We start from the raw sequence: 16,792 nt of genomic DNA, 5'->3' as shown, positions 1-16,792 counted from the left end.
CCCTTTGTTGATTTCAGGGAGTTTCAGGCATGATCCGGCATATCGTTTTCTTCAGCGTCAAGGACGGTCACGACGTGGATACGGTTCGCGAGGGGCTGGAGCGTCTGGCAACGATTCCTCATGCCGACCTGTTCGAGGTTCTGCCCAATAGCAAGGTCGACCCGATGTGCGATCGCGTCGATCTGGTGGTTTATGCCGAGTTCAGGGATGAGGCGGCGCTTTTTGCCTTCAAGGCTCATCCGACCTATGACGCCACCACGCAATACGTCCGCCCGATGCGCGAGATGCGTTTTTCCGCCGATGTGGTGACGGACAAGGCCTGATCAGAAATCGGCTTGCGGGCGTTCCTGAAGCGGCAGTCCGCCAAAAAGATCGGGCTGGCTGGATGTTCTGGCGCGCTCGATATTGAGAAGCTTCAGTTTGGTGGCGGTTCCGCCCTCGGCGGAAAATCCGCCGACCTTGCCATTTGCGCCGAGGACGCGATGGCAGGGCACCACGATCGGAAACGGGTTCTTGCCAAGCGCATAGCCGACCGCCTGCGACAGGTTCACATCGCCAAGCCGTCTGGCTATCGCGCCATAGGTGATCGTTTCTCCGGGCTGCAATTCAAGAATGATCTCATAGACGCGCCGATTCAGTTCGGGCACACCGTCCAGCGCAAGCGGTGTCGTCGAAAAATCAGGCTTTTCGCCGTTGAGAAGCGCCCGGATTTTTTCGACGGTCTCGCCGACGAAAGCGGGTGGATCGTCGCTTTCGCTCCCCGGAGAGATTTCGCTCAACCGGTGACGCGCCACCCTTTCGTCCGTATCGCCGATGGCGACACCCACGATTACGCTCCCGCGCCAGGCTATGCCGCACGGTCCTATCGGAGTCTCAAAAGTGACGATGCCAGATGATTCCATGAAATCCATCATAGCACGGTTTCCATGCGCCGAAGGCTGTCGATGGATGAAAAGTCGCAACAATTGCAGCGGATGCCGCTGTGAAATGGTTGAAGAACGAGACGAATAATGATTGTGTGATGGCGACGGCCGGGGCATGGCCTTCGGGATTCCATGCCTTTAAATGGCCAAACCGATTATGAATGTTTCCGGCGCAGCTATCGTGAGACCGGAACCGAGGAATTTAAATGGACGATTATGAGCGTTATGCCACGGGGTTAATGATCGTTTTCGGTGCGCTGATCATCGGCGGGCTTATGGCGGCTAACCTTTATCACGGCGACAAGCCGGGTTTCCTGTTCGCGCTCGGCGCGGCGGTGGTCGGCTGGTTTTCGGCTTTTGCCGTTCTCTTCGACAAGCCACGCGTCTATGGCGTCATGATTGCGGTCGCAATCGGCCTGGTTGCCGCTTCCATCGGTGCCTACGTCACCTGATTTTGGGCCGTAAGCCCATGAGGACACGACGGTGCCGATCATTCGGCACCGTTTTTGCGTCACAGATAGGGTGAATAGCACTGGCGTCGCGGCCCATAATTGGGCTGGAACGTATTGTCGTAGGCGCGATAGGAACGATAACGGTTATAGCACCAGCGAACATGCGGATTGCCGCCGCGATAGAACGGCGCCGGGCGGTGGCGATAGATCGGTGGCGGACCCCAATAGCGGCGGTCATAACGGTAATGACGGCGATAGCGCGGACGATGGCGATGCCGCCAGTGGCGTCGTTCCCGCCAGTAGCGGCGGTCACTGCGATAATCGCGATATTGCACGTTCTGCACCGGGCCTTGTTCGGCCCTTGCCGCCTGTTGCGGCACCATGAGGGAAGGCTGTGCGGCGTTTGCAGTCGCGGAAAAAGCTGACAGACCCACGCCAAGCGACAGGCACGCAGCAAACAGGGAATAACCAAGTTTCTTCATCGGTCTCTCCTCGCGGGTTCCAGTTCACCCGGAAGCCGCATCGTGGTCGCGGGCGGAATTCCCCGAAGGAAAGCTGCCCGTTTTGTCATCGTCCCTGTGGTAAATCCTGCTCTGCTAATGTGGCGGTGCGGTGACTTTGTCCGGTCACGATTTCTTCGATCCGGCAACAGACCGGTGATGCATCGATCTGATTCAATCGGGCCGAAACGCGCTCGGGGGGAAGGGCGAATCTGAATGGCGCTTCGAATTGACATAAAGATATGTTTATGTCATTAAACGACCTTCTGCGAACATGCGTATTTGAATACAGGCGGTATCCCCTATGGCGTCTTCCCTCGACGATCTCTTCGGTGCAACGGCTGCAAGGCCAGACGGTTCGGAGGTGCTTGCAGCACTGACGAAAGCGGCGCGCGAGCGTATCCTGATCCTCGACGGGGCCATGGGAACGCAGATTCAGGGGCTTGGCTTCCATGAAGAGCATTTCCGGGGCGATCGTTTTGCCGCCTGCGACTGCCAGCTTCAGGGCAATAACGATCTTCTGACGCTGACCCAGCCCAAGGCGATTGAGGAAATCCACTATGCCTATGCAATGGCCGGTGCGGATATCCTCGAAACCAACACCTTTTCCTCCACGACCATCGCCCAGGCCGATTACGGCATGGAAGGTCAGGTCTATGAACTGAACCGCGACGGTGCGCGCCTTGCCCGTCGCGCGGCGATCCGCGCCGAGCAGAAGGACGGTCGACGCCGTTTCGTCGCAGGCGCGCTGGGGCCGACCAACCGCACGGCTTCACTGTCGCCGGATGTCAACAATCCGGGCTTTCGCGCCGTCACTTTCGACGATCTGCGCATCGCCTATGCCGAACAGATTCGAGGTCTGATCGATGGCGGTTCCGACATCATCCTGATCGAGACGATTTTCGACACGCTGAACGCCAAGGCCGCCATATTTGCCGCCGAGGAAGTGTTCGAGGAAAAGAGTATCCGCTTGCCGGTGATGATTTCCGGCACGATCACCGATCTTTCCGGGCGCACGCTGTCCGGCCAGACGCCGACGGCGTTCTGGCATTCTCTGCGCCATGCAAAACCGTTTACTATCGGGTTGAATTGCGCATTGGGCGCCAATGCCATGCGCGCCCATCTCGATGAATTGTCGTCGATTGCCGACACATTCGTCTGCGCCTATCCCAATGCCGGTCTGCCCAATGAATTCGGCCAGTATGACGAAACGCCGGAAAGCATGGCCGCGCAGATCGAGGGTTTTGCCCGCGACGGTCTGGTCAATATCGTCGGTGGCTGCTGTGGCTCGACGCCGGACCATATCCGCGCCATCGCTCAAGCCGTGTCAAAACATGCGCCGCGCAAGCCTGCGACCGTTGCCCCGCTGATGCGCCTTTCGGGCCTTGAGCCTTTCACGCTGACCAAGGATATTCCCTTCGTCAATGTCGGCGAGCGCACCAATGTCACCGGCTCGGCGCGCTTCCGCAAGCTGATCAAGGCGGGCGATTTTTCGGCAGCGCTCGACGTGGCGCGCGATCAGGTGGCCAATGGCGCGCAGATCATCGACATCAATATGGATGAGGGCCTGATCGATTCGGAAAAGGCGATGGTCGAGTTCCTCAATCTCATTGCCGCCGAGCCGGATATTGCCCGCGTGCCGATCATGATCGACAGTTCCAAATGGGAGGTGATCGAGGCCGGGCTGAAATGCGTGCAGGGCAAGGCGGTGGTCAATTCCATTTCGCTGAAAGAAGGTGAGGAAGCCTTCATCCATCACGCCAAGCTGGTCCGTGCTTACGGTGCCGCTGTCGTGGTCATGGCTTTCGACGAAACCGGACAGGCGGACACCAAACAGCGCAAGATCGAAATCTGCGCCCGCGCCTACAAGGTTCTGACCGAAAAGGTCGGTTTCCCGCCGGAAGACATCATCTTCGATCCGAATATTTTCGCGGTCGCGACCGGTATCGAAGAACACAATAATTACGGCGTCGATTTCATCGAAGCGACGCAGGAAATCGTGCGCGCCCTACCGCATGTGCATGTGTCGGGCGGCGTGTCGAACCTCTCCTTCTCATTCCGCGGCAATGAGCCGGTGCGCGAGGCCATGCATGCCGTTTTCCTCTATCACGCCATTCAGGCGGGGATGGATATGGGGATCGTCAATGCTGGTCAGTTGGCGGTCTATGACGCCATCGACCCGGAACTGCGCGAGGCTTGCGAAGATGTGGTGCTGAACCGCCGCGATGACGCTACCGAACGCCTGCTGGAAATCGCCGAACGTTTCCGCGATTCCGGCAGCAAGGAAGCCAAGGCGCAGGATCTCGCCTGGCGCGAATGGCCGGTGGAAAAGCGTCTCGAACATGCGCTGGTCAATGGCATCACCGAATTCATCGAGGCTGATACGGAAGAGGCGCGCCAGAAGGCCGAGCGCCCGTTGCACGTCATCGAAGGGCCGTTGATGGCCGGCATGAATGTCGTGGGCGACCTGTTTGGTGCGGGAAAGATGTTTTTGCCGCAAGTGGTGAAATCCGCCCGCGTGATGAAACAGGCCGTGGCGGTTCTGCTTCCCTATATGGAGGAAGAAAAGCGTCTTAACGGCGGTGCCGGCGAACGCCAGAGCGCCGGCAAGGTGCTGATGGCGACCGTCAAGGGCGACGTGCATGACATTGGCAAGAACATTGTTGGCGTCGTGCTGGCCTGCAACAATTACGAAATCATAGATCTGGGCGTCATGGTGCCTGCGCAAAAGATATTGCAGGTGGCGCGCGAGGAAAAGGTCGATGTCATCGGCCTCTCCGGCCTTATCACGCCGTCGCTGGATGAAATGGCGCATGTGGCAGCCGAAATGGAGCGCGAAGGTTTCGACATTCCGCTGCTGATCGGCGGAGCCACGACCAGCCGCGTCCATACGGCGGTGAAAATCCACCCGCGCTATGATCGCGGGCAGGCGGTCTATGTGATCGATGCCAGCCGCGCCGTCGGCGTGGTGTCCAGCCTGCTGTCGCCGGAGGGTAAACACGACTATGTCGAAGGCTTGCGCGCCGAATATGCCAAGGTGGCGGATGCCCATGCCCGCAATGAAGCGGCAAAGCAGCGTCTGCCGCTCGCGCGCGCCCGCGCCAATGCATTCAAACCCGACTGGGAGAATTTCACCCCGGTCAAGCCTGCCTTTACCGGCACGAAAATTTTCGAAGATTACGATCTGGCAGAGATTGCTCGCTATATCGACTGGACGCCATTCTTCCAGACATGGGAGCTGAAAGGCCGTTATCCGGCAATCCTCGAAGACGAAAAGCAGGGCGAGGCGGCGCGTCAGCTTTGGGCCGATGCGCAGGCGATGCTTGGGAAAATCATCGAGGAAAAATGGTTCGCGCCGAAGGCTGTCATCGGCTTCTGGCCCGCCAACGCGGTCGGCGACGATATTCGCCTCTATACGGATGAAGGCCGCAATCAGGAACTTGCGACCCTGTTCACGCTGCGCCAGCAATTGGGCAAGCGCGACGGTCGCCCGAATGTGGCCATGTCGGATTTCGTGGCGCCGGAGGGAAGCGGTCGCCAAGACTATGTTGGCGGTTTCGTGGTCACGGCGGGCATTGGCGAAGTGGCGATTGCCGAGCGCTTCGAGCGTGCCAATGACGATTATTCGTCCATTCTGGTCAAGGCGCTGGCCGACCGTTTTGCCGAAGCCTTTGCCGAACTGATGCATGAGCGCGTGCGCAAGGAATTCTGGGCCTATGCACCGGATGAAAATTTCACGGCTGAAGAGCTGATCAGCGAACCCTATAAGGGTATTCGTCCGGCGCCCGGCTATCCGGCGCAGCCTGACCATACGGAAAAGACGACCCTGTTCCGCCTGCTCGATGCGACGGCGGCGACCGGCGTGGAACTGACCGAAAGTTTTGCCATGTGGCCGGGATCGTCGGTGTCCGGTCTTTATATCGGGAACCCGGAAAGCTATTATTTCGGGGTGGCGAAAGTCGAGCGTGACCAGGTCGAGGATTATGCGGCGCGCAAGGGCATGGCGATCGAGGACGTGGAGCGCTGGCTCGGTCCGATCCTCAATTATATGCCCGGACAAGATGAGGAAGCGGCGGCCTGATGGGCCGTCGCAAGCCTTTTCTCTACTAACGTTTATTAAGCATATCGCAAATACCCGTCATTCTGACAGGTTTGCCGGACCCGCTCGACGGTTCTAGTGTTTCTCGGAGTCTGAATCAAAAGGCGGCATGTGCGTGTGCAAATTGCCATTTGCATCCACGCATGGCGACTTTTGGAACAGGCTCTCAGGCGCAAATCGGTCTTGGGCTCCGCTGCTCTGGAGCATTTCCAGCAAAGTGTGAAACGATTTTACGCTCGGCAATGCTTTTAAAAGACAGTTGGAACAATTGCGGCAATTCCGACGAAAGAGGAACTGCTCCTGCATTATTTGCGGAGCTGGCGGCTTGCGCTGTTCCTGTTCAAGTATTTTATTGAGTGTTAAATTAGTAATTCAGTTCGATGATTCAAATATTCACAATTTATCGATTTGAACTCAAACGAATGTACTTTGTCATATAGTCAAAAACCGATGGTTGTGATACCCGTGAAATGCGCAACTGTTTTTTGTAATGGCGCTGCATTTTAAAAAATTGAAAATTAGACTTTAATTGGGATGTCTGCAATGAAATGGGAACAAATTTATGCCTCCATGCAATCTGCCGACAATGCCGTCCAGCTTCTTGAGCATATAGACGTCTATGCAAGGAAGTGCGGTTTCGCACATACAGCTTATCTCATACGTGTTCCATTATTGAACGGCGTCGTCAAATGGCAGACCTTCGGAACGCTTCCGCAGGAATGGACGGACCATTATACGAGCCAAAGATATGCGGATAACGATCCGCTTGTCCGCAAGGCGCTGAACAGCATCGAACCATTGGTCTGGTCGGCAAAACTGTTCTCGGATGCGCCGCAATTATGGGCCGATGCCCAGCGGTTCGGATTGACCGTCGGTCTTTCACAATCATGCTGGGCCGCTCAGGGCGTATTCGGGCTGCTTACATTCCTGAGAAACGGACCGGGCCTGTCTCCGGGCGAAATTGCCATGCTCCGCCGACCAATGCAGATGGCGGCCAATCTGCTCCATCTTTCGATGTATGAACATCTCGATGTGCCGGCGATGAGTTGCGTTTCGGAAGTTAATCTCACGGCCCGCGAGCGCGAAATATTGCGCTGGACGAGCGAGGGGAAAACTGCCGAGATCATTGGCACGATACTCAACATTTCGACGCGTACCGTCAATTTCCACATCAGCAACGTGCTGACGAAACTGGTCGCTGTAAACAAGGTCCAGGCCGTCGCCAAGGCACGCACCTTCGGCCTTCTCTGACCATTTCCACGTCCTTCGACGGTTTGTTCCGAAGGGCAATCTCCCACGGCTTTCCGGTTTGCGCTTTTCCTGAAACGGGCTACACATTCATTATCGTTCCAGGAGGATGAATGAATGAGCGCTCAGCCGAATTCTCTCGAAGCCCGTGATATCCGTTACCATCTGCATTCCTATACCGACGCTGTCCGTCTTGAGGCGGAAGGTCCGCTGGTGATCGAGCGCGGGGATGGCATCTATGTCGAGGATGCCGCCGGAAAACGCTATATCGAAGCGATGTCGGGACTCTGGAGCGTCGGCGTGGGCTTCTCGGAGCCGCGCCTTGCCGAAGCGGCCGCGCGGCAGATGAAGAAGCTGCCTTACTACCATACATTTACCTATCGTTCTCACGGCCCGGCCATCGATCTGGCCGAAAAGCTCGTTTCCATGGCTCCGGTGCCGATGAGCAAGGCCTATTTCACCAATTCAGGCTCCGAGGCGAACGATACGGTCGTCAAGCTGATCTGGTATCGCTCCAATGCGTTGGGTGAGCCGGAGCGCAAGAAGATCATCTCGCGCATGCGCGGCTATCACGGCGTGACGGTGGCCTCGGCCAGCCTGACGGGCCTGCCCAACAATCACCGCTCCTTCGACCTGCCTCTCGACCGCATCCTCCATGCCGGTTGCCCGCATCATTATCGTGACGCGCTGCCCGGTGAAAGCGAGGAACAGTTCGCAACGCGGCTTGCCGATGAACTGGAGCAGATGATTCTTGCCGAGGGGCCGCATACGATTGCCGCCTTTATCGGCGAGCCGGTGATGGGGGCGGGCGGTGTCGTGGTGCCGCCGAAAACCTATTGGGAGAAGGTGCAGGCGGTGCTGAGGCGCTACGACATTCTGCTGGTCGCCGATGAAGTCATTTGCGGCTTCGGGCGCACGGGCAATCTGTTCGGCTGCCAGACATTCGATATCAAGCCCGATATTCTGGTGATGTCGAAGCAGCTTTCGTCGTCTTATCTTCCGATTTCGGCCTTCCTCATCAATGAGCGCGTTTATGCGCCGATTGCGGAAGAGAGCCACGAGATCGGTACGCTCGGAACAGGCTTCACGGCGTCGGGTCACCCGGTGGCGGCGGCTGTGGCGCTGGAAAACCTCGCCATCATCGAGGAACGCGATCTGGTCGCCAATGCCCGCGAGCGCGGCGAGCACATGCAAAAGCGCCTGCGCCAGCTTGGGGACCACCCGCTGGTCGGCGAAGCGCGCGGCGTCGGCCTCATCGCCGGTGTCGAGCTTGTCATCGACAAGCAGGCCAAGACGGGGCTGGAAGAGCCGGGCGCGCTCGGCGCTCTGGCCCATGCGGCGCTTCAGAAACGCGGCGTCATCTCGCGGGCCATGGGCGACACGCTCGCCTTCTGTCCGCCGCTCATCATCGAGGATGGGCAGATCGACACGATTGTGTCTTCGCTCGAAGCCGCTCTCAACGATGTTCAGGCGAGCCTCGCCAGGTAATGATTTTCCCGCCTGAGCCGCCCGATCGACGGGCGGCTTGGGCACCGGAAAAGCCATAAATGTCATAAAATCTATGGGATTACCCGTTGATTGCGCGAAAAATCCGCTTTCGGGCTGCGCGCAAGTTTGTTCCGGGGTGGCGATGAAACACGGTAAGTTTTTCGCGCAAGCCCGCCGCAATACGCGATAGGTTGCTTTCACTTTTCCCCGCCGTTTCACGACAATGCGCGCATTGTGGCTTTTGCCATATCTGCGCCGGACAAGGCATGTGCGCCCGTTCCCGCCAGTATGGAGTCTTTATCCGGTTGCCGGGAGTAAATTGTCGTGCATCATGCATCCCTGACCAAAAACCTGACGCATCTGCAGCACCTCGAAGCCGAGGCGATCCACATCTTCCGTGAAGTGGCGGCCACTTTCTCCAATCCGGTCATGCTCTACTCGGTCGGCAAGGACTCCTCCGTCATGCTGCATCTGGCGATGAAGGCATTTTATCCCGCGCCGCCGCCTTTTCCCTTTCTTCATGTCGACACGACATGGAAGTTCCGCGAGATGATCGAGTTCCGCGACGCCCAGGCCCGCGAAAAGGGGTTCGAGCTTCTGGTGCATATCAACGAGGACGGGGTGCGCGAGGGCGTTGGTCCCTTCAGCCACGGGTCGAACATCCACACCCATGTGATGAAGACGGTCGGCCTGCGCCAGGCGCTCGACAAATACAGGTTCGATGCCGCCTTTGGCGGCGCGCGGCGCGACGAGGAAAAATCGCGCGCGAAAGAGCGCATCTTTTCCTTCCGCAACGCGCAGCACGGCTGGGATCCGAAGAACCAGCGCCCTGAAATGTGGAAGATCTACAATACCCGCATCTCTGCCGGGGAATCGATCCGCGTCTTTCCGCTGTCGAACTGGACCGAGCTGGATATCTGGCAATATATCTTGCAGGAAAACATCCCCATCGTGCCGCTCTATTTCGCCGCCCGCCGTCCTGTGGTCGAGCGCGACGGCATGTTGATCATGGCCGATGACGACCGCATGAAGCTGCAACCGGGAGAAAAGACCGAAAACCGCCTGGTACGGTTCCGCACGCTTGGCTGCTATCCGCTGACGGGGGCCATTGAATCGAGCGCCGCCAACCTCTCCGATATTGTCGAGGAAATGCTGATTGCCCGCACATCCGAGCGGCAGGGCCGTGCAATCGACCGCGACGAAGCGGGCTCGATGGAAAAGAAGAAGCGCGAGGGCTATTTCTGATGAACGCGGTAATCAAGCCTGCGGCCACCAATGCTGCGGTCACCGAATTTCTGGCCGATCAGGAACGCAAGACGCTGTTGCGCTTTCTCACCTGCGGTTCGGTTGATGACGGCAAATCGACGCTGATCGGCCGCCTGCTCTACGATACCAAGCTGATCTTCGAGGATCAGCTTGCATCGCTGAAGAGCGACAGCCGCAAATTCGGCACCACGGACGACGATTTCGACTTCGCGCTTCTGGTCGACGGTCTTGAAGCGGAACGGGAACAGGGCATCACCATCGATGTGGCCTACCGGTTCTTTTCGACGCCGCGCCGCAAGTTCATCGTCGCCGATACGCCGGGCCATGCGCAATATACGCGCAATATGGCGACGGGCGCCTCGACCGCCGATCTGGCCGTTGTGCTTGTCGATGCCCGGCAGGGCATATTGACCCAGACGCGTCGTCACTCCTACATCGCGTCGGCGCTCGGCATTCGCCATATCGTGCTGGCCGTGAACAAGATCGATCTCGTCGGTTTCTCGCAGGAGGCGTTCGAGCGTATCGTCGCCGACTATATGAGCTTTGCCAGGGACCTGGGCTTTTCCAGCATCCAGCCGATCCCGCTTTCGGCGCGCTTCGGCGATAACGTCACCGCGCCGTCGCCGCGTATCGGGTGGTACGAGGGGCCGCACCTGCTCGAACATCTCGAAACGGTGCGTATCGACGGGCAGGCGGCGGCAAAGCCGTTTCGCTTTCCCGTGCAATATGTGAACCGGCCCAATCTCGATTTCCGGGGCTTTTCCGGCACGGTGGCGTCGGGTTCAATCGGTACGGGCGACACCGTTGTGGTCGCCAAATCGGGCAAGACGTCGCGCGTGAAGCGCATCGCCACCTATGACGGCGACCTGCCGCGGGCGTCGGAAGGGCAGGCCGTCACGCTGGTGCTGGAAGACGAGATCGAAGTCTCTCGCGGCAACATGCTGGTCGGAACGGAGGCGCGGCCCGAAGTGGCCGACCGGTTTGCCGCCAATATCGTCTGGTTCGGCGAAGAGCCCTTGCAGGCAGGCCGCTCCTATCTCCTGCGCACCGAGACCGACCAGACCCCGGTAACCGTCAGCGAAATCGTCTCCAGAACCAGCGTGGACAGTTACAGGCGCGAGGAAACCGACAGTCTCGGCCTCAACGAAATCGGGCTTTGCAATCTTCAGGCCGCCGACCCGATTGCGTTCGATCCCTATGCGGAGAACCGCGTGACGGGAGCCTTCGTGCTGATCGACCGTTTCACCAACGCGACCGTGGGCGCGGGGATGATCGATCATGCGCTTCGCCAGGCCACCAACGTGCATTTGCAGGCCTTCGACCTCGACAGGCAGACCCGCGCGGCGCAGAAGTTCCAGAAACCTGCCGTGCTCTGGTTCACCGGTCTGTCAGGCTCGGGCAAGTCCACCATCGCGAACCGGCTGGAGCAGCGGCTCCATGCGCTCGGCAAGCACACCTATCTGCTCGATGGCGACAATATCCGCCATGGACTCAACAGCGATCTGGGCTTCTCCGGGGAAGACCGGGCGGAAAACATCCGCCGTGTCGGCGAAGTCGCGCGGCTGATGGCCGATGCGGGGCTGGTTGTCCTGGTTTCCTTCATCTCGCCGTTCCGCGCCGAACGGGAGCGTGTCCGCGCGCTTCTGCCGGAGGGCGAATTTATCGAAATCTTCGTGGATACGCCGATCGAGGAATGCATCGCCCGCGACCCGAAGGGGCTTTACGCTCAGGCATTGCGCGGCGAGATCAAGGCCTTCACCGGAATAGATTCGCCCTATGAAGCGCCGGTCGCGCCCGAACTGCGGCTCGATACGACGGGACGTGACGTTGACGAACTCGTCGCGGAGGTAGAAAAGTATCTTGCCGAGCGTGGTGCCATCGGCAGTTATGGCAGTGATTCCTGGTCGATCTGAACAATGAAGATTTCCGCCTCTCCGAAAGCCGATCCGAACGGCGAAGCCCTGCTCGCCGTCCTGCGGGACGCCGCCCTGCAGGCGGGCCGGGTCATCATGAAGCATTATATCGATGGCTGCGCCGTCCACAGCAAGAAGGATTCTTCGCCCGTGACGGAAGCGGACCGCGATGCCGAGGCCGTCATTCTTGCGGCGGTCGCATCGGTTGCCCCGGATGTTCCGGTCGTGGCGGAGGAGGAAGTGGCTGCGGGACGGCTGCCTTCGCAACTGGGCCGGCGGTTTTTTCTGGTCGATCCGCTGGACGGAACGCGTGAGTTTCTGCTGAAGAATGGCGATTTCACGGTGAATATCGCCCTCATCGAGGACGGCGTGCCGGTTCTGGGCATTGTTTATGCGCCGGTCCGCAACCGGCTGTTTATCGGCAGTTCCGGCGGCGCCGAAGAAATGGAAACCTCGCCGGATCACGCGGTCATTTCGCGGCGCGCCATAGCGGCGCGCATTCACGGTTCCGAACGGGTCGCCGTGTGCAGCCGTTCGCACAGGACGCCTGAAACCGACAGATTCCTGAGCGACAACCATATCGATCACTGCGTTTCCGTCGGGTCCTCGATGAAGTTCTGCCTGATCGCCTGCGGCGAGGCCGACATCTATCCGCGCTTCGGCCCGACGATGGAGTGGGACACGGCGGCAGGCGACGCCGTGCTGCGCGCGGCGGGCGGCCTGACCACGACTTTCGAGGGAAAACCCCTCATTTATGGGCAGCGGGCCGGCGACGGCGCCGCAGGTTTCGCCAATCCGGATTTCGTGGCTTTCGGAGCCGGAACGCCGCCCGTTTTCGTTTCCGGATAAGTTTGTCCCGGACAATCGGATAAACGCATAAAAAAAACGGTCGAAGGCTCTTGCAGCTTGAAATCCGGGGCGTTATAAGCCGCCTCATTGGTCAAGGCCACATGGTCACGGAGTGTAGCGCAGCCTGGTAGCGCACCTCGTTCGGGACGAGGGGGTCGGAGGTTCGAATCCTCTCACTCCGACCATTATATCACTCTGATATCATTATATTATTTGTTTCACCCAATTTTGGGGAAAAGTCTTTGCGGACCGATTTCGGACCGAAACGATTTCATTTCTCTCAATATGCATTCGCTGCATCGCTCTGGAATAGCGGTGAAACATGCGAATATGTGCGCTCAAATTCTTCCACAGTCAGACCAAGAGATGCTGCTGCCTGATGCGCATCGACACCAGCCTGAGCAAGCCATGTCGCTCTGGTATGGCGTAGGACGTGCGGCGTAACGTCCATTCCTAAGCCCGCCTCCGCCCGGACTGACCGGAACGCCTTATGAGGCTTGGCAATTTTCTCCCCCTGAAAATGAACGACATAGCGCAGCGAGATTTTCTTTTCTTGCTCGGCGCTCCATGCCTCGTCCTGATCTTTCCAGTATCGCAGGAAGCGTAGCAGGCGCGGCGGTATCTTGGCGGGTGGCTTGCGCTTGTTGTGCGCCACGCGCTCGCCCACAGCCTTACGATAGATAACGCCATGATCAAGATCGACATATCCCCCTGTCGTATTTGGCATCCATTGTAGCCCCAGAATGGGCGACAGGCGCGTTCCGGTATAAGTGCCGATCAAAACAAGCCTGATGATGTGATCGCATTTCTTGAGCCGTCTTGCGGCTTTTATCAGAGCGGCGACTTCTTTGCGCGTCAGCCAGCGTTCTCGCGGCAGGCTCTTATCCGGCAGGCTCACGGTCGGAACCACGTCAAGCCCATATTCCCGGTGATAATAATTGATCGAGGCGCGCAGGACTTCTAAATCCCGGCGCGCTCCGCTTTCTGTCTTTCTGTGATCTGCAAATTCCCGGCAGCGTTTCCCGCGAATCATTGTGAGTGCGTCGGCCCCGAAAAAATCATTCAGGCGAGATATGGCGGCTTGCGTCTCTTTCGGGCGGGACGTGCGGCTGGCCTTCTCATCCAGATAGACCAGAAGCACGTCTCCTATCGTGATTGCAGCCGAAGAACCTCCCCGGACTGGTTCGTATTTCGACGCGACGTATTCGCGGAGAACTTGCTCTGCCCGTTCAGTTTCGCCCTTAGCGCATCCTGTGCTGATACGCTTGTTTCCGTCCTTGATGAACCAATTTCCGGTATCATCCCGGAACCAGAGACGGGCTGGGCTTCTCTTACGCGACATCGCTCAATCATCCTCTTTATGCCATTGCGGGTGACGAAATCCTTGTTCGCAATGCGGATGATTTCGAGATTTCCCTTTGCGGCTTCTGTCCGCAACGACGATTTTGAAAGACGGCCACCGAAGAACATAAGCGCCGCCTCGGCAAGCGGTATCGGTTCATCATCCCCGATATCAACAATAGGAGCGTCTCGGATCATTCCGCCTCCTTCTCGGCTTCTTCCGCCGCTTTCAGCCATTTCTCACGCGAAACAATTACGTCCGCGAACACAAGGTCGTCCCGACCGAATACATGCTTCAAGGCCCATCTGAAACGCGACCAGAAAGATGACTGCCGGGAGGACAGGATTTCGACGTTCAATGTGCCGTCTATATCCTCATCCGGGCACACACGGACAAAATGATCAGCGCTGAAGCACCGGCACGGAATATAATGGTAGTTGGGTTCGTACATCCTCACTCCCTTTCCCGCAGTGCGGCGCGGCCAAAGGCGATCTGTCGTTCACCAGCTGGATAAAATGTGAAGACATTCTTGAAGTTCTGCCTTGTTAATTCGATGGCATTTTCGCCAAACCAGTTCGGGACATAAGAGCAAATTGCAAAAGTCTGCTCCTTATCAAAATCGTTGGCATGATTGCGGATGAACTCACCAGCCGAACATTCGTAATGTGTCGTGTTAGAGGCGAAGAACCGCTCGCATGCCGACCCGTCTACACCGATATAAGCCTTATGGTTCTGAAAGATGAATGCTTGTGGCGCATAGGCGCATCCAAGATCAATCACTGTCCAGTGCATAGGGATCAATGCTGCCAGTGACATATAGACGTTGGTAAACCCCAGAAAGCTCCCGTCAATATCGCACATGTCTTGATTGAAGACGCGATCTAACTGCTCTTCTGGAATGAGGTGAAATGCCGGGTCCAATGGCTCTGAAGAGTTAAATTGTGTACGCATCTACTCACCGCCTTTCAGGGCTTGGCGGCCGGCAATCTCATCAATGAGCATGATGGTCTGTCGAAGGCTGTCTTCGCCGGGAATACCGACATTGGTCTTTGATCCAGCGTGATAGCCAGTTAACCAGCATCTAACCTTCGTCAGCTCAGAACGAAGCGAATGCATCTTATCAATCTGCTGTTTCGTCAGCTTCATTCGCTCTGCTCCCCAAGTGCGGAGGCTTTCAGCATTGCACGCCATTCCTTGGCCAGAATTTCACCTTGCGTGATCTGGTCGCCAAAATCGTACTGATCGCAACCAGCTTCTATCATCCTCTCATTCGGCTCCTTTAGAGCGGCGCGGATGGTGGATAGGATGCGATCTGCCGTATTGAACGGGATTGTTGCTAATCCGCGAGCGCAATCCGCATGGATGATGTGAGCAATTTCATCTCGCAATGCTTCCTTACTCGGCATGGTTGGCCTCCTGATCCATCTGCATCACTCTTGAAGCCTGCAACAGCTTCAGCTTTGTATGGTCAGCCTCACTGAGAACCGGGACGGCGACGAACAGAATACCTGCCTTGGCCATTTCCTGCGCGATGCTCATGGCTTCACGTATCTGTGCAACTTTGCTGGTCACTTGCTGGCCTCCTTTGCGCGCAAGAGGGCGATCAGAAGGGCAATGGCGGCGTGATCGTGTGTCTGAACAATTGTCGGGGCTACTTCATGTAGGCGAGTGGCCTGACTGATAACGACGATTGCACGGCCTTCTTCCCAAACAATTTTACGAGCCTGACCCGGCAACACCCTCTCAGCCAGCGCGATAGCCGCGTCTATAGATGACGTCACATGTAAGGCCGAGGAAACATCCCCATTCGGGAAATTATACATCCAGCAACCTTGACCGAGCGGAGCATCGGCCAGTTGCGAGAAAAACTTCCCATCGCAAAGCAGATCGTGGATTTCTTCATCCACTTCCCTGTCAGGCGCGTCTAGCTTGGCGAGACGGGTAATGAGGGTCATGATGCGTAGCTCACAATCAGGTGGTAATCACCGAGGACAAAGGTAACTGTTCCGTGGAAGTCGTCGCCGGTAAAGCCGCCGCCGTTCTGATTAACCCATTCGTGCTTTATCCCTTTGATTTCCGGGCCTTCGTAATCCTGACATTTGCCCCTTGGTGGCTTTCCTTCATGGCGCTGCAAGAAAACATTATACGCCCCGTCAACAGAGCGGGACAGCGTATCAATTGCTTGCATTGTCTTGGATGAAAATAAGGTCATGGCTTGTCCTCCAAGGCGGCACGGGCAATTTCAATGCATTTCGCATGACGGTCGCCAGAGAAATAATCATCCATTGATGCGATTGCGTCCAAAGCCTTTTTCGCAGCCGCGAGTTGGGTTTCGAGGGCTTTCATACGCTTGTATATTTCAGACGGCTCATTCAGCCCATCATCATAAAAACGAAACTTCTCGTATTTAGGGATGTTGTCGTCTTCCCATTCGGCATCACCAATACCCGTTAAGTCGAGGCGCGCAACGTCCCATGTGACACCGCCAGCACCGGGAAATTCCTTGATGTGCATTTCTGTGGCTTTGGAAATTGCTTCCTCTGGGGTGTCTGCTTGAACTATTATTGCTCGGCCTTCGTCCTGATCGTCAAAAGCCCAATCGCTATCTTTCAGAGCATAATATGTCATTGCTCTTCTCCTGAATTATGAGCTTCTAAAGCATCTAGGATTTCTTGATGTTCTCCGGGTTCAGCGTTTGCTGCATCGAATAAA

The 16,792-nt window shown here is 57.2% G+C and carries 20 protein-coding genes and 1 tRNA gene; 9 read left to right on the top strand and 12 right to left on the bottom strand.

What is annotated here, in order from left to right; genetic code table 11:
* The first annotated feature begins 29 nt into the window (after window positions 1-29).
* Window positions 30-323 carry a Dabb family protein gene (locus FHS76_RS00105; RefSeq protein WP_183646271.1) on the top strand — a complete coding sequence of 98 codons (294 nt, stop codon included), beginning with the start codon at window positions 30-32 and terminating at the stop codon, window positions 321-323.
* On the opposite strand, the gene FHS76_RS00100 is transcribed toward FHS76_RS00105, so the two are convergent.
* Window positions 324-902: a methylated-DNA--[protein]-cysteine S-methyltransferase gene (locus tag FHS76_RS00100; protein WP_183646268.1), complete on the bottom strand. Its 579-nt coding sequence runs from the start codon at window positions 900-902 to the stop codon at window positions 324-326. It abuts the gene before it with no gap.
* A gap of 227 nt (window positions 903-1,129) precedes the next feature.
* Between FHS76_RS00100 and FHS76_RS00095 the strand changes: the two genes are divergently transcribed.
* On the top strand, window positions 1,130-1,375 hold the full coding sequence (locus tag FHS76_RS00095) for a hypothetical protein (RefSeq protein WP_006465911.1): 246 nt from the start codon (window positions 1,130-1,132) through the stop codon (window positions 1,373-1,375).
* Between the two features lie 59 nt (window positions 1,376-1,434).
* On the opposite strand, the gene FHS76_RS00090 is transcribed toward FHS76_RS00095, so the two are convergent.
* Window positions 1,435-1,857, bottom strand: coding sequence for a BA14K family protein (locus FHS76_RS00090; RefSeq protein ID WP_183646265.1), 423 nt, complete (start codon window positions 1,855-1,857; stop codon window positions 1,435-1,437).
* 322 nt (window positions 1,858-2,179) lie between these two features.
* Between FHS76_RS00090 and metH the strand changes: the two genes are divergently transcribed.
* From metH to FHS76_RS00055, 7 genes are all read left to right on the top strand, one after another.
* Window positions 2,180-5,956 carry a methionine synthase gene (metH, locus tag FHS76_RS00085; RefSeq protein WP_183646261.1) on the top strand — a complete coding sequence of 1,259 codons (3,777 nt, stop codon included), beginning with the start codon at window positions 2,180-2,182 and terminating at the stop codon, window positions 5,954-5,956.
* Between the two features lie 561 nt (window positions 5,957-6,517).
* A complete protein-coding gene (locus FHS76_RS00080; RefSeq protein WP_183646247.1) occupies window positions 6,518-7,225 on the top strand; it encodes a LuxR family transcriptional regulator in 708 nt (235 codons plus the stop codon).
* 114 nt (window positions 7,226-7,339) lie between these two features.
* Window positions 7,340-8,710 carry an aspartate aminotransferase family protein gene (locus FHS76_RS00075; RefSeq protein ID WP_183646244.1) on the top strand — a complete coding sequence of 457 codons (1,371 nt, stop codon included), beginning with the start codon at window positions 7,340-7,342 and terminating at the stop codon, window positions 8,708-8,710.
* 324 nt (window positions 8,711-9,034) lie between these two features.
* Complete coding sequence (gene cysD / locus FHS76_RS00070; RefSeq protein WP_183646241.1) at window positions 9,035-9,955, top strand: sulfate adenylyltransferase subunit CysD; 921 nt, start codon at window positions 9,035-9,037, stop codon at window positions 9,953-9,955.
* Complete coding sequence (gene cysN / locus FHS76_RS00065; RefSeq protein WP_183646237.1) at window positions 9,955-11,889, top strand: sulfate adenylyltransferase subunit CysN; 1,935 nt, start codon at window positions 9,955-9,957, stop codon at window positions 11,887-11,889. Before cysD ends, cysN begins: the two co-directional genes overlap by 1 nt.
* A gap of 3 nt (window positions 11,890-11,892) precedes the next feature.
* Window positions 11,893-12,738 (top strand): 3'(2'),5'-bisphosphate nucleotidase CysQ, encoded by an 846-nt coding sequence (gene cysQ / locus FHS76_RS00060; RefSeq protein ID WP_183646234.1) that lies wholly within the window; start codon window positions 11,893-11,895, stop codon window positions 12,736-12,738.
* A 108-nt stretch (window positions 12,739-12,846) separates the two neighbouring features.
* Window positions 12,847-12,923: transfer RNA gene (locus FHS76_RS00055), tRNA-Pro, on the top strand.
* Between the two features lie 95 nt (window positions 12,924-13,018).
* On the opposite strand, the gene FHS76_RS00050 is transcribed toward FHS76_RS00055, so the two are convergent.
* The 10 genes from FHS76_RS00050 to FHS76_RS00005 are packed head-to-tail and all read right to left on the bottom strand — an operon-like array spanning window position 13,019 to window position 16,708.
* Window positions 13,019-13,879 (bottom strand): tyrosine-type recombinase/integrase, encoded by an 861-nt coding sequence (locus FHS76_RS00050; RefSeq protein WP_328700427.1) that lies wholly within the window; start codon window positions 13,877-13,879, stop codon window positions 13,019-13,021.
* 5 nt (window positions 13,880-13,884) lie between these two features.
* Window positions 13,885-14,277 carry a hypothetical protein gene (locus tag FHS76_RS00045; RefSeq protein WP_235992521.1) on the bottom strand — a complete coding sequence of 131 codons (393 nt, stop codon included), beginning with the start codon at window positions 14,275-14,277 and terminating at the stop codon, window positions 13,885-13,887.
* Window positions 14,274-14,531: a hypothetical protein gene (locus FHS76_RS00040; RefSeq protein WP_183646228.1), complete on the bottom strand. Its 258-nt coding sequence runs from the start codon at window positions 14,529-14,531 to the stop codon at window positions 14,274-14,276. The genes FHS76_RS00045 and FHS76_RS00040 overlap by 4 nt, the downstream gene beginning before the upstream one ends.
* A 2-nt stretch (window positions 14,532-14,533) precedes the next feature.
* Window positions 14,534-15,031 (bottom strand): hypothetical protein, encoded by a 498-nt coding sequence (locus FHS76_RS00035; RefSeq protein WP_183646225.1) that lies wholly within the window; start codon window positions 15,029-15,031, stop codon window positions 14,534-14,536.
* Window positions 15,032-15,226, bottom strand: coding sequence for a hypothetical protein (locus FHS76_RS00030; protein WP_183646222.1), 195 nt, complete (start codon window positions 15,224-15,226; stop codon window positions 15,032-15,034).
* The gene (locus FHS76_RS00025) at window positions 15,223-15,486 is read right to left on the bottom strand and encodes a hypothetical protein (RefSeq protein ID WP_183646219.1); all 264 of its coding nucleotides are present in this window, start codon (window positions 15,484-15,486) and stop codon (window positions 15,223-15,225) included. The genes FHS76_RS00030 and FHS76_RS00025 overlap by 4 nt, the downstream gene beginning before the upstream one ends.
* A complete protein-coding gene (locus FHS76_RS00020) occupies window positions 15,476-15,652 on the bottom strand; it encodes a DUF1382 family protein (RefSeq protein ID WP_183646216.1) in 177 nt (58 codons plus the stop codon). Before FHS76_RS00020 ends, FHS76_RS00025 begins: the two co-directional genes overlap by 11 nt.
* On the bottom strand, window positions 15,649-16,035 hold the full coding sequence (locus FHS76_RS00015; protein WP_183646214.1) for a hypothetical protein: 387 nt from the start codon (window positions 16,033-16,035) through the stop codon (window positions 15,649-15,651). The genes FHS76_RS00020 and FHS76_RS00015 overlap by 4 nt, the downstream gene beginning before the upstream one ends.
* Window positions 16,032-16,292, bottom strand: a complete 261-nt coding sequence (locus FHS76_RS00010; RefSeq protein WP_183646211.1) for a hypothetical protein — start codon at window positions 16,290-16,292, stop codon at window positions 16,032-16,034. The genes FHS76_RS00015 and FHS76_RS00010 overlap by 4 nt, the downstream gene beginning before the upstream one ends.
* The gene (locus FHS76_RS00005; protein ID WP_183646208.1) at window positions 16,289-16,708 is read right to left on the bottom strand and encodes a hypothetical protein; all 420 of its coding nucleotides are present in this window, start codon (window positions 16,706-16,708) and stop codon (window positions 16,289-16,291) included. Before FHS76_RS00005 ends, FHS76_RS00010 begins: the two co-directional genes overlap by 4 nt.
* Window positions 16,709-16,792: the final 84 nt, after the last annotated feature.

This window comes from Brucella daejeonensis (assembly GCF_014199265.1).
Lineage (GTDB): Bacteria > Pseudomonadota > Alphaproteobacteria > Rhizobiales > Rhizobiaceae > Brucella > Brucella daejeonensis.
This window is presented reverse-complemented; position numbering and strand designations above follow the sequence as displayed.